The following is a 12,051-nucleotide window of genomic DNA, read 5'->3' on the forward strand; positions in this document are numbered from 1 at the left end:
CGTTGTTGTATATAGTTTGTTGCGTGGTTTAAGCAATTAATTTAGTAAATAATTACAGGCCAAGAAAGTCCGCGAGGACTTTCGTAAGTAGGCGAGAAGCCAGCAATAAATTATATACGGTGTTACCACACGTTTTTTATTCCTATTTTATTATTAATTTTTCAAAGCCTTTAGTGATATGTGTTTTCGTTTCTCCCAAAGAATCCGAATAAACCAAATAAGCATCTATTTCTTTTAATTCGGACAATAATTTTTTTGATTTTTCAATTCCCATAGCCATAAATGCAGTTGCATAACCATCAGCTTTGGCACAAGTGTTTGCAATTACATACGAACTTAAAACATCACTTTGTTCTGCTTTTCCGTTTAGTGGATTAATTGTATGAACATATCTTTTCTTAGTGATAGAATCAATTCTATATTTTCTGAAATTTCCAGAACCAGCTATTGATTTGTCTATTAGTTTTAATCTAGCTCTGACTGTTCTATTATTAATTTTAGATTCAATACTTTCAATTCCAATTGTCCAATTATCATTATAATTCAAGTTTTTTCCAATTACTCTAATTTCCCCACCAAGTTCTACTCTCAGATTTTCAATACCTTTATTTGCAATTGATTCAACAATTTTATCTATTGTATAGCCTTTTGCAATTGAATTAAAGTCAAGATAAATTTTAGGATTTTCTTTAAAAATTTTATTATTGTCTAATAGCTTAACTTTATTAAAACCGACATAATTCATCATAGAATCTAATTTATAATCAGTAATTAATTTAAGAGGTTTAGTATCTCCAAATCCATATGCATTTCTTAATGTTCCAACAGTTGGGTCAAAATAGCCTTTTGATTTTTTATATAAATCTTTTGAAAGTTTAAATACATCTTGAAAAAGAATATCTGTACTAATGTTTGAATTTCCTTTATTTATTTGAGATATATCACTATTAGGTATATAAGTACTCAAAGACTTATTCATTGAATTAATGACAGAGTCAATTCCTTTTTTGATTTTCGGATTATTATTACTGCTATAATATTCTATCTTGTAAGAAGTTCCGATAGCTAATCCCTTTAGAATAATTAATTTTTGTTTATTAGATTCACATCCTAGAAGAGTCGTAGTAAGTATAAAAAGTGTAAATAATTTTAAAATATTCATTCTGTTTCTGGTATTTTTTTCAAATGTGTGGTAACGTTGTTGTATAAGCTTTGTTGCGTGGTTTAGGCAATGAATTTACTAAATAAAACACGAACGGCGAAATTCCGTAGGAATTTCTCAAGTGAGCTATAACTAGCAATAAAGTTTATACGGTGTTGCCCACAGTTAATTCTTACCTTTTCTTGAACTTGCTCCTGCTTTTATTTGTTCATCAAGAATTTTTATAACAATACTTTTCAAGTTATCATATTCAAAATTTTCTTTAATAAAACCGAAAGTTGAATGAGTTCCATTTTTATCCATTCCAACTGCATATTTCCCTGTCCCTAATTCTTCTGAAATTGGTGAGTTTTCTGTTTGAATAGTAAATTCAGTTTTTCCTTCTTCAATTGGAATATAAAAAATATGCTTATAGTATAATTCTCCTTCTTTTACAGCAAATTTTTCAAAAACGAGTATTGTTTTTCCTTTCCATTCAAATTGATCAAAACAAAACATAGTTTTTAAATTACCTTTTAGTTCTCCTTTTTTATAAGCTTTGTAAAGATTTTCTTTTAATGGTTCTGCTTTTTCATATTCTTTTTTTGAATAATAAACTTGAATTAGTTTGGCATAATATTGATAGTCTTTTGGTGCTAATTCAATCAATTCTTTATATGCGATTTCTGATTTCTCAAAATCTTTATTTAGAAATTCATAAAGTCCTATGTTATAAAGTGCGTTTATATAAGAATCAGATTCTTTTGAAACTGATTCTTTTGATTTGTAAAAAGCCACTAAAGCCTTTTTAGGTTGATTTAATTCTGCATAAATTTGAGGAATCATTGCAAAAGGTCTTTCAATAGGCTCTGTTTTTTCAGTTGCTGTAATATAAGATTTAAGAGCTTTGTCATATTTTTTAAGATTCAAATATGAATCTCCTAAACCACTATAATAATTTGTATTACTCGAATCTAATTCAATTGCTTTTTTGAAAGATTCAACCGCTTTTTCTAATTGTCCCAAATAATTAAAGGTCATTCCTTTTATAAAATATGCATCTGGGTCAGATTTGTCTTTTTTAATAGATAAATCCATAAGTTTAATTGCATTATTGTCGTCGGCTTTCATATAGTAAGCCATTCCAATATAATAAATTGCTTTTGCTGGATATTCATTTGCCTTTTCAGAATGTTCCGAAATTATCAAATCGTATTTTTCTTTTTCGTAGGCGTTTTTTAATTCAGTTGTAATTTTTTCTTGAGTATAACTATTTATACTTAAAAGACAAATTATTAATGTAATTAGGATTTTTTTCATAATTGTAGGCAACTGGTTATATAAAATCAAATATATGGTGTTTTGGTAAAATATTTTGGGATAATAAAAGGTTTTCCGTTTTAAAAATCAGTTGATTTTTTCTTCACAAGCAAGCGTTAAAAATCAACTGATTTTTAAAATGATCCCAAGCGGAAGGCGTCACGTACGGTTTGTCTTTTTATATAAATGTGCATTTATATAAAAAGATAAAGCTATAAATAGATATTTATAGCTTTATACTACCTCATAAAATTAAAAACTTACATTTTAAAACCTCTAACTTTTTTATTCATTCGTTTTTCTTGTTGTTCGTATGATAATAGTTTTTCAATCCCTTTTAAAGAATATTTTCTATCAATGGCAGAACCTTTTATATAAACCCCTTTTTCATCTATAAAACCTATTCCTCTACCTTTTTTTGTTTTAACTCCCATATTTTTTAAGTGAAATTCAAAATCTTCAAAAGAATCAGATTGATCAATAGCAGATTTAATTTTTTCTTCCAATGGTCCAATTCTTTTATCTCCTTTCACAAATACCTCCTGTTTTTTTACTGCTTCTAATACACGTTTTACTTGTCTTAGCTTGTACTTGTTTTCTATCATTCTACAAAAGTCCATATTTTGATAATACGTGTAACTATCACTAACTGCTAAATTATTAGATTGTATACGTGAAGATACTATGTGAATATGCTCTCTCTCTGTGTTTTCCTCGTGAATATATACTGCAAAAGGATTTTCTTGAAAACCGATTTTTTTAGCATAATCGTTTGAAATATCAATCCAATCTTGTGTGTTTAATTTTCCTTTATCTTCTGGAGCAATTCTAATTTTTATATGAAAGCTGTTTTTTATACATCTATCATTGAAAACGTTATTTTTTTCCATTTGATAATTAATTTGAGTACTGTTTCCAATACATTTATTTGAAGCAATTAACTCTCCGCCACGATCACAATACGCAAGAGCATTTTGTAAATAGGATATAGATTCTAGTTTAGCTATCATTATTGTCAAGTGCGTTAAGTTGTTCTTTTAATTCTTGCTTTTTTATTTCTCGTTGATGAGTTTTTAAAAGTGTGTGATATTCTTTCATAAACAAGGTGTCTTTTTGCTTTATCTTTTTTAGAATATCATTTGCAACATTAGGCTCATCCTTTCTAATTTGTTTGAAATAAACATAATTATAGAAAATCTGATACTCAGCTCTTTCTTTGCTCAATAAACTTTTTTCAGTAAAATATGAAGGAAGATATTTTGCGGAACACCAAACTGTAACCAAACCAAAAAAGAAAACCCCAATTACCCAAGGTTTAAAATGGGATTTACTTCCAAACAAACTGTACTCAGTATAGTTGTTGACATTAGGAGTTTCTATACTTTCTTTTACATATTCAACAATTTCACTCTTAGTGTCTAAACTATTTTGCAAAAGTTTTGATTGGAGTTTAATTACCTCTGGTACTAGTTTAGTTATTTGAACATTGGTTTTTTTTATAATGGTTTCTAACTCTGTTTGATCTTTACTACTTACATCTTTAGAAATAGTTTCTAATTTATCTACAACTTTTTGCATTAAAGTAAAAAGTGCTTTGTTTGTATTTTCTTCCATAATAATGGTTTATAATTTTGAATTGATTTCTATAATATGATTATTGATGTTTTTAATTTCATCTAAAACAACTTGTTGGTCTGCAATTAAAAACTGCTCGTTTGAGTTTAATTTTTTTGCTATTTGATTTAAGTTATTTCCGATTCTAATTAAAGAAGTCTGATATTTTCTAGTATCTAAATCATATATATTTTTTGTAAATACAGGTTTGTTTAATTTTTCTAATACTGCATTTCTTATAAAAAATGATGGCTTAATTTGTAAGATTTCACATTTGTTTTTGATGAATTCTTTATCCTCTGAATTAAGATAAAAAACGACTTTTACTTTATTGTTTGAATTTGATTTCATTTTTTTTTCTTATGAACATTTTTCTGTGAATAAGCCAGCGGGTTTTGATTTCTTTTTAGGGCACGAAGTAGGCACTAAACAGGAATTAAAGCCACGACTGGCTAACAACTGACTGCAATTATTTTTGATTCATCAAAAACTCATTTAAGTCATTGTAGTTTTTATAGTGTATTCTGTTATCTGTAATTTTAATATTTACACTTTTTTCTATAATATCAGTTGCTCTATTTCCAGCATCATCGTTATCTAACATCAATTTTATTTCTATATAATTATCCAATAAAGCAATAGCTTTTCCTACCATAGAAGTAGAATTTAGAATGATGAAATTTTCTTTAGGTATTTCTTTTTTCAAGGTTAGGTAAGAGAGGAAATCAAACCAAGCTTCAAATATTGAAACTACATCAGAACTATTATTTATGGTTGTAATTTCTTTGCTTCCTAAGCAACCTTTAAAGAATTCATGTCTAATTTCAAATCCCCCAACATCATTCATAAAAGCAACTCCATAGTTTTCTTTTCCATTAGAAAAAGAGTAATGAACTTGAAAGCAAAATCGTTTTGCAAATTGTAAATCAATTTTTCTGCTCATTAAATAATTAATTAAATTTTGATTCGTTAATTCTGTTACTTTTTCAATAGAGTAAGTTGGTTCTGGTTCAATGATAACTTGTTTTTTTTGCTGGTGAAAAGAAAAAGAACCTTCGGACAAAATAGCTAAGGATTCTTTGATTGAACAATTATTGTATTTTGTTAAAAAGTCAATGATTGTTCCTCCAGCTCCTTCGCCAAAGTCATACCAGATATTTTTATTGATATCAACTTTAAAAGATGGTGTTTTTTCATTGCTTCTAAAAGGGGAGTAAAACCAAACTTCTTTTGTATCGGTTTTGCCTGTTCTAAATCCTTGTTTTTTTAGGTAAGAAACTAGATCTATTTGTTTTGCTTTTTTACAATTCATTTTTGTTTGTGTTATGCGTGTGAAAAATGTCTAAAAGTTGATGATTTGATGACGATACTCTTGAATCCCTTTGCAGTAATGGGAAAGTTGCGTCATCAACTTGTCATCAGGTCATCAACTTTTTTTTTAAACATGTCATCATTTTTTTTATTGATGACGGTTTGATGACGGTTTTGATGACGGGACAATCCTTTATTATTACTGAGTTTAAAGTATATAAAGGCTACGTCGTCATCAAGTCATCAAAGTTTTTGTTTAAAAAACTTTTTTTGATTGTGAAATATCTTCCTTTTGTGTCTAAAAGTATAATTTCACCATCGCTGCAAATGACAAATTTTTGATACTTAAAAGAGTTGTTTTTTTGTTCTATTTTCCACTCTTTTTTTAGCAGTAAACGAAGTTGTGTTAAATCCGTTTTTACTCGTGTTTTTCCAAGCGCATTTAATAAGTCCATCAAACTAAAGTGTACTTCTTCTAACTCAAATTTCTCCATAACACTTAAAAGAAGGTGTGCTATTTCTTTTTCCACTCTATTTCTATTATTGTTTACTAATTTTTTAAGAGCAGGAGTATAAATTTGTTGTGCAGTAAACCACATTCTAGTTTTTCTTTCACTAGCAAATTTTCTGTTTTTAATAAAGTGTAAAAAGGCTGGAATCTCATCAACTAACTTATCTAGAAAATTAACATCTTCTTGTTTGATTACAGGAACTTTAATTACCCAAAATCTAATTTCATCAGAATCGATTTTAATGAATGAATTTTCTTTGTTGCTACACATAATAAACTTACCAAAAAAGTCTACTTCAAATCGTTCTTTACCCTTAGCCTCAATCTTATTTTTATTTGATGTGGAGAGGTATTTTATTTTTTCCGTTATTTCCTCTTTTTGAAGAAAGGCTTCGTCTAAACCAAGTAACAGTTTGTTTCCCCAATCCAAGTTAAAATTGCTATTTAGGGAGTGACTATCTAAATAACTCATATTATGTCCAAACACTTCTTTTAAGTATTTTAAAAAGGAGCTTTTACCTGTGGAACGCTCTTTACTAACCAAACATAGAACAGGTAAAATTTGTGAAGGATGTTCGTACAAAAGTTTAAAATAATCTAACCCAAGTTCAAACTGTGAGCCAAAAATGTGTTTGAAAAACTTAACAGTATTTTTAACACCTCCTTCTTTTGGTGTATGGTTTAACGGAGAGTAAGTATTGTAAAACCCGTGAATTTCTTTAGAAAAATCAAAATGACTTGGGAAACATATTTTACCATGATATTTAGGGATGTTGTCTAAATACTTTCTACCATGGTCTTGTATAATGGTAGAAACATCCCATCTAATTAAAGCTTCATTAAACTGATTATTTATTGTTGGTACTTGAACGATTTTATAATAGGATGTACCAATCCTTAAATATGGTATATCGGACATATTTATAGAGTTTATACGTATATTTGTACTATACGTTATTAATAATGTATTAGAAAAACACACAAAAAAAGCAATGAGTTTGGACCTCGTTGCTTTTTTTATTTATTAGAAATAAGTTTGTGGTTTTTTGAAGCAAATAAGATTAGTTGTTTCCTAGAATATATAGGATAATCACCTAACCTAAAATAGGGTATTTTGTTTAGCTTTGTCCACGAGCAGATTGTTTGTATAGATTTTCCAAACATTGCTGCGACATCTTTCTGACGCATTTGGTCTTCTTGAGGTGGAAAATACAAAGGAGATAAAATTTCTTTTTCTGGTTTTGCTGTACTCTCGACTACTGTTGTTTCTTTTAATTCTTTTGAATCATCTTTAATAAATCTAGGCATATTTTTATGAGTTTTAATTTGCCGCAATTTATTTTAATAAAACAGAATATGCTTTAACCAAGCATAACCAACCCTGATTACTAGGTAGTTATGTTTTCTATAAAATCATTTATTTTCTGATTTTTGTTAAATACAGGGTTATCTTCATTTGGTAAAAAGTATTTTTTGATTGTTGCTTGAGAAAATTTATCTAACTCACCAAGGTAATTTGCTAATAATGGAGGAAACTTATTTACCCAACCTGGTAAGTTTTTAAAATCCTTCTGTTCGTAGATGTAGTAGAAGAAGTAAAGTTTAAAATTATCAACTTTAGAGAACATCTCTTTAAGAATTTCTCTAGTTCTTATTAATACATCATCGGGGTATATGGGGTATGGTTTTGTTATATTTTCTATAAATACTGCTCCTAAATCAAAATCCAATTTAGATGTATTATTGACTATATAGAAATGATTAATTATTATGGATAAAGAGTGCGTAAATTCATTTAGGTTTTTAATGTTTTTATCAACAATTATTAAATCTTTAGCTTTATAATTTAACAATGGAACATTCACATTAAAAAAATCATCTTTATCTATTATGGCAGATATTTCGGATTTAGTTATAGAATTACTTTTTTTTGCTAATATAACATCATGCTTCTCAGGCATGTTCTCTATATAAGGAATGTAATCAAGACCTAATCTACGAAAAAATCTATCTACAGTAACAAAATACTCATATTGAAAATCTGAATTATTCTTATAATCTAAGTCTTTTCGAATAATATTTTTAAACTTATTCATACCCTCTTTTTTAGGATAAATAAGAAATACATAAATTGCTTTAGATATAGGTAAGTAGGACTGATGGTTTATTTCTTGTTTTAAAAGTGGGATATTTTGTTTTAAACTAATAATTATTTCATCCAATATTAAATTAATTGCAGGAACTATTATTTCTGAATTTATATTCTTATAATAAGAATATTGTTTTAACAAGAATGCAACTAAGTCGCCTGTACTTAAACTATCTTTAGCATCATTATGAAGTTTTAAGAAGTCATCTTCTATTCTTGTTTTAAAACCGTATCTATAATTTTTTAGAGTATCATTATGAATAGATAAATTTTCCGAGGCTTTAACTAACTCTATATATTTAGTTTTATCATTGTATTTAATGGTTGTTATAATTTCATCTAACTCCTCATGTTCGATAGCTTTCAATATTGTAATTAATGTATTTTTATAATCAATATTGTCTTCTTTTAAGATAAAGTCAACAGTTTGTATAATGTAGTTGTTTAGGACAATACATTTAGGTTGTTCATTTACTTTTTGATTATTTGTTTTCATCTTTCTTAAAAAACTGAACTCCATCTTTCTAATTCTTTTTGTTTGTGAATTTCAGAAATATTTACATATTTTCTGAAACTTTTTTCGTCCTTATGATTTGATATACTTCTTACCACTCTTTCTGGTATCCCTAAAACTAAGCTATTGGTTATAAATGTTTTTCTCCCAACATGTGAGGTGATTAAATCGCACTTTCTAAAGCTTTGTGAAATTTCTCTTGCTCCTATATATCGAGTTAAAACCATTTCTTGTGTTAATTCAATTTCTTCACAACATTCTTGTATTTTTTCATTTAGTTTTTGAGAAGTAATTCTAGGGATAGGAAAATACATAGTGTCTTTATATTTTTCAATGAGTTCCTTAGCTTGTTTAATTAAATAAACGTGATGGTCTACAGTTTTAGTTTTCTGTACTGTAAAGCTTAAATACTCACCTTCAATATTTGCATTTTTAAGTCTATATATATCTATATGCCTTTGACCAGTGAAAGCTAAGAAACAGAACATGTCTCTCGCTCTATCCATGGAAGCATTTTTAAACTTATGCTTGTAAAGCTTTATTAGCTCATCCATTGTAAGATAAATTACTTCTGTGTCATCTTCTTTACATTTAATTTTTTTGAATTCTAAAGAATTATGATAGCCTCTTTCATAGCACCAATTTAAAAATGCTTTTAAAGTCTTAATTATTTTTGCATAATAATTATTTAGTGTTTTTCTCGTGTTAAAGCAATAATCCATAAAAGATTCTTCAAACCGATAATCTATGTTATCTAATCTTAAATTAAATGAAGATTCTTCTTTAAAAGCAGCAACAAAGTTTCTAACAGATTTAATTTTTGTAATAGTTGAGTTTGTTTTGGTAAGTTTTGATATTTCAATATATTCTTCAAATGCATCAAAAAAATCAATTGTAACTTTTACTTCTGTTTTTTCAAACTTCTCTAAGAATGTATTTTTTGAAAATGCAATTTCGTTATATTCAAAAAACTTAAAAATCTTGTCTACTTTTTCTTTTATTGAACCAATAGATTTATTGTAGCTCTCAATCTTATTATAGAATTCTTGCCCTTTTACGTTTTTAATATAATAATTCTGATTGTCCCAATCGTTAACTCTTGTTTTTGCTCCAATACTTTTTCTAATTCTGATTGTTTTATCAGATACAATTAATCTGATAGGAACAAAACCGTTTTTATCTATTTTATCTTTTCTTAATTCAAAGTAATAATTCATTTTTTAATATTTTTTTACCTCTTTTAATTGGGGGGCTGAATAGGGGAGGTAAAATGAATTAAAACACATTCAACCACATTAAAAACCATTCAACTACATTCGTAACAAATTGATTAACAGTAGTAAATGTATGTTAAAAACTATTAAAAAACTAACTTTGCCCAAGTGGGACCACTTAAAAGCACTCTTCTAGAGTGCTTTTTTTGTTTAAAACCATTTTGATTTTACATTTACCTTTTTATCTAGATAACTTAATTCTTATTTTAATATTTGCTTTTTTCATTTAGTGTAGTTTTCTTTTTTTTAGAATTAAAACATAAGATAATTAAATGGCATAGAAGTAAACACACACACAAGTAAATTAAATACATCTAAATATAAATAAATAAAAGTAAAACGAATGGCAACAAAAACATTTAAAATTTTATTTCTAGCATCTTCATTTATATTTATATCATGTGGAAGGGTATCGATAGTTCAGATACAGATTGTGTAGAAAGTATTTGGTGTTAAGATGCAGATGAAGACGGGTTGGGTAATTTAGATATAAGTACGTATGCTTGTGAACAACCAGATGGTTATGTATTTAATAGTAATGATTCTGATGATACAAATGATGGTAGTGGTTGTACTACTGCTTGTGATACAGTTGGAGAAGAAGCTCAGTGTTCAAGAACGGAAATAGAAAATATGCGAGAAGCAATGGTAGATTTCAGAAGTTCTTTATCTACTGAATTATTAGATGAAACTTCGGTTTGTTTAGATGATAAAAGATTTTATTTATGGCACAATACACCAGCAAATGATGATAACAGAGATGGTATTACTTATGGAGATTTAAGTTCAGACGGTTGTCAAAAAGTATATGAAATTACAGAACTTTCCGAAGGTTGGTTAAGTGAGATAATGAGTAGTGTTTGGAGTTCAAGTTATTATTCTATTGATATGTTTTGAGACCCAGAAACCAGTGGTTTTCTTGGGGCTTTCAATTAGATGGTCACCATTGTGTAGTTAATTTTTTGGTTCACGGAGATAATGTTTCAATCGTTCTGGTATTTTTAGGTGGTGAACCTGCAGTAGAAACTTATGATGGTATAACTTTTGATATTTTTTCTGATGAAAGAGATTTAGCACTTTCTTTATATAATAGTTTTTCTACTACAGAGCTTTCATCGGCTTCTTTAACGTCTACTTCACACTTACTTAGAGGTAGGTTAAGCAGATATGAATGGTGAAGTAGATTCGTACAGAGGTACTTATGATTATTCTGGGTTCGAAACAGGATTAAAATATTCAGAAATGTCATCAACAGCACAAGCAAATTTAATTCTAGGGATGAAAGAGTATGTGTGCAATATGTCTACTTCATTTGCAGACGATTGGTGGGCAGATATAATGACAAATATAGACGACACTTATTTTGTTTGGATAAATGATTCAGGAGCAACTCCAACCACAACTTCAGAATTTTGTTATAGAATATAACCCTTATTTATGGGGGAATTCAATACAGAGGGTTTTACAAGAGCTAATGCTAATACAATTGCAGATTATAACCATATACATTTAATAACTCGAATTCCAAATAATCCATCAACAGATAATGGAGGTGATTATGGTATTTTTGCTCAAATGATTAATGAAAACGCAGTTAAAACACTTTATGGACATTATGTGTCGGCTGGTCATCACAATAAAAGTAGTGTAAAATTTGACTATACAATTAAAGGGTTAAAAAATAGTTGTAATATATGATGGTATAAATGGCACTTTAAAATAAAAAAAAACTCTGAATATATATTCGGAGCTTTTTTTGTAGATATTATTTCGATTTTTTTTTAATGTTTTCTTTTTTTAGGGTTTCAAAGAGATTTAGAAGAGTACTCAGGGGGTTTTTGTGATTTAAAGATTGTTTAGGGTAAAATATGGGTAAGACTTTTCACTATATTTTGTGTCATAAAAGAGAATTGTTTGGATTCTAAGACGCAATTTTTGTTGGATTAATTATTAATTAGAAGCTTTAGAGAATATATATAATAGTATAGTTATCTAACATTAGATAAAAACAGCGGTTAGTAAAGCTTTAATTTAGGAGATAAATAGTAGTTGAAAAGAAAAAAAACTATTGAAGAGGGGTTCGAGATTTTAAATAAATTCAAATAGGAGGAAAAACATTTATGCATAAAAAGTTAAAAACGAGTGTATTAATAAGTTTGATAAATTAATTTAAAAATAAATTAAATAAATTCCTTGTTGGTTTAATAATGTAGTGTA

Annotated in this window: 14 protein-coding genes; 4 read left to right on the plus strand and 10 right to left on the minus strand. The window is 27.7% G+C overall.

Going from position 1 to position 12,051, the window contains the following annotated elements; all coding sequences use genetic code 11:
• Positions 1-142: 142 nt before the first annotated feature.
• The 10 genes from ACJJVY_RS16605 to ACJJVY_RS16650 form a co-directional block, all read right to left on the minus strand.
• Positions 143-1,162, minus strand: a complete 1,020-nt coding sequence (locus tag ACJJVY_RS16605; protein WP_405611495.1) for an FAD:protein FMN transferase — start codon at positions 1,160-1,162, stop codon at positions 143-145.
• Between the two features lie 165 nt (positions 1,163-1,327).
• On the minus strand, positions 1,328-2,461 hold the full coding sequence (locus ACJJVY_RS16610) for a tetratricopeptide repeat protein (RefSeq protein ID WP_405611498.1): 1,134 nt from the start codon (positions 2,459-2,461) through the stop codon (positions 1,328-1,330).
• A 260-nt stretch (positions 2,462-2,721) separates the two neighbouring features.
• Positions 2,722-3,471 carry a relaxase/mobilization nuclease domain-containing protein gene (locus ACJJVY_RS16615; RefSeq protein WP_405611501.1) on the minus strand — a complete coding sequence of 250 codons (750 nt, stop codon included), beginning with the start codon at positions 3,469-3,471 and terminating at the stop codon, positions 2,722-2,724.
• A complete protein-coding gene (locus ACJJVY_RS16620) occupies positions 3,461-4,075 on the minus strand; it encodes a hypothetical protein (protein ID WP_405611504.1) in 615 nt (204 codons plus the stop codon). Before ACJJVY_RS16620 ends, ACJJVY_RS16615 begins: the two co-directional genes overlap by 11 nt.
• A gap of 9 nt (positions 4,076-4,084) precedes the next feature.
• Positions 4,085-4,426, minus strand: coding sequence for a plasmid mobilization protein (locus ACJJVY_RS16625; RefSeq protein ID WP_405611507.1), 342 nt, complete (start codon positions 4,424-4,426; stop codon positions 4,085-4,087).
• Positions 4,427-4,544: 118 nt separating this feature from the next.
• Entirely contained in the window at positions 4,545-5,387 is an 843-nt protein-coding gene (locus ACJJVY_RS16630; protein WP_405611510.1) for a toprim domain-containing protein, read from the minus strand.
• A 223-nt stretch (positions 5,388-5,610) separates the two neighbouring features.
• Positions 5,611-6,816, minus strand: a complete 1,206-nt coding sequence (locus ACJJVY_RS16635) for a primase-helicase family protein (RefSeq protein ID WP_405611513.1) — start codon at positions 6,814-6,816, stop codon at positions 5,611-5,613.
• A 98-nt stretch (positions 6,817-6,914) separates the two neighbouring features.
• Positions 6,915-7,205 (minus strand): hypothetical protein, encoded by a 291-nt coding sequence (locus ACJJVY_RS16640; protein ID WP_405611516.1) that lies wholly within the window; start codon positions 7,203-7,205, stop codon positions 6,915-6,917.
• Positions 7,206-7,285: 80 nt separating this feature from the next.
• Entirely contained in the window at positions 7,286-8,542 is a 1,257-nt protein-coding gene (locus ACJJVY_RS16645) for a hypothetical protein (protein WP_405611519.1), read from the minus strand.
• Positions 8,543-8,547: 5 nt separating this feature from the next.
• Entirely contained in the window at positions 8,548-9,777 is a 1,230-nt protein-coding gene (locus ACJJVY_RS16650; RefSeq protein ID WP_405611522.1) for a tyrosine-type recombinase/integrase, read from the minus strand.
• 531 nt (positions 9,778-10,308) lie between these two features.
• Between ACJJVY_RS16650 and ACJJVY_RS16655 the strand changes: the two genes are divergently transcribed.
• Genes ACJJVY_RS16655 through ACJJVY_RS16670 form a run of 4 tightly spaced genes read left to right on the plus strand, consistent with a single transcriptional unit; the run spans position 10,309 to position 11,532 of the window.
• On the plus strand, positions 10,309-10,731 hold the full coding sequence (locus tag ACJJVY_RS16655) for a DUF3500 domain-containing protein (RefSeq protein ID WP_405611525.1): 423 nt from the start codon (positions 10,309-10,311) through the stop codon (positions 10,729-10,731).
• Positions 10,728-11,012 carry a DUF3500 domain-containing protein gene (locus ACJJVY_RS16660; protein WP_405611528.1) on the plus strand — a complete coding sequence of 95 codons (285 nt, stop codon included), beginning with the start codon at positions 10,728-10,730 and terminating at the stop codon, positions 11,010-11,012. Before ACJJVY_RS16655 ends, ACJJVY_RS16660 begins: the two co-directional genes overlap by 4 nt.
• Positions 11,002-11,262 (plus strand): DUF3500 domain-containing protein, encoded by a 261-nt coding sequence (locus ACJJVY_RS16665; RefSeq protein ID WP_405611531.1) that lies wholly within the window; start codon positions 11,002-11,004, stop codon positions 11,260-11,262. The genes ACJJVY_RS16660 and ACJJVY_RS16665 overlap by 11 nt, the downstream gene beginning before the upstream one ends.
• 9 nt (positions 11,263-11,271) lie before the next feature.
• Positions 11,272-11,532 (plus strand): hypothetical protein, encoded by a 261-nt coding sequence (locus ACJJVY_RS16670; protein WP_405611534.1) that lies wholly within the window; start codon positions 11,272-11,274, stop codon positions 11,530-11,532.
• Positions 11,533-12,051 lie beyond the last annotated feature (519 nt).

The organism is Polaribacter sp. Asnod1-A03 (assembly GCF_045063585.1).
Classification (GTDB): domain Bacteria; phylum Bacteroidota; class Bacteroidia; order Flavobacteriales; family Flavobacteriaceae; genus Polaribacter.

What these genes read in the sequence shown, in the direction of transcription:
- ACJJVY_RS16635 (WP_405611513.1), bottom strand. Translation starts at nt 6,816, where the DNA reads ATGTCCGATATACCATATTTAAGGATTGGTACATCCTATTATAAAATC.
- ACJJVY_RS16665 (WP_405611531.1), top strand. Translation starts at nt 11,002, where the DNA reads ATGAATGGTGAAGTAGATTCGTACAGAGGTACTTATGATTATTCTGGG.
- ACJJVY_RS16640 (WP_405611516.1), bottom strand. Translation starts at nt 7,205, where the DNA reads ATGCCTAGATTTATTAAAGATGATTCAAAAGAATTAAAAGAAACAACA.
- ACJJVY_RS16625 (WP_405611507.1), bottom strand. Translation starts at nt 4,426, where the DNA reads ATGAAATCAAATTCAAACAATAAAGTAAAAGTCGTTTTTTATCTTAAT.
- ACJJVY_RS16645 (WP_405611519.1), bottom strand. Translation starts at nt 8,542, where the DNA reads ATGAAAACAAATAATCAAAAAGTAAATGAACAACCTAAATGTATTGTC.
- ACJJVY_RS16650 (WP_405611522.1), bottom strand. Translation starts at nt 9,777, where the DNA reads ATGAATTATTACTTTGAATTAAGAAAAGATAAAATAGATAAAAACGGT.
- ACJJVY_RS16610 (WP_405611498.1), bottom strand. Translation starts at nt 2,461, where the DNA reads ATGAAAAAAATCCTAATTACATTAATAATTTGTCTTTTAAGTATAAAT.
- ACJJVY_RS16630 (WP_405611510.1), bottom strand. Translation starts at nt 5,387, where the DNA reads ATGAATTGTAAAAAAGCAAAACAAATAGATCTAGTTTCTTACCTAAAA.
- ACJJVY_RS16605 (WP_405611495.1), bottom strand. Translation starts at nt 1,162, where the DNA reads ATGAATATTTTAAAATTATTTACACTTTTTATACTTACTACGACTCTT.
- ACJJVY_RS16620 (WP_405611504.1), bottom strand. Translation starts at nt 4,075, where the DNA reads ATGGAAGAAAATACAAACAAAGCACTTTTTACTTTAATGCAAAAAGTT.
- ACJJVY_RS16670 (WP_405611534.1), top strand. Translation starts at nt 11,272, where the DNA reads ATGGGGGAATTCAATACAGAGGGTTTTACAAGAGCTAATGCTAATACA.
- ACJJVY_RS16615 (WP_405611501.1), bottom strand. Translation starts at nt 3,471, where the DNA reads ATGATAGCTAAACTAGAATCTATATCCTATTTACAAAATGCTCTTGCG.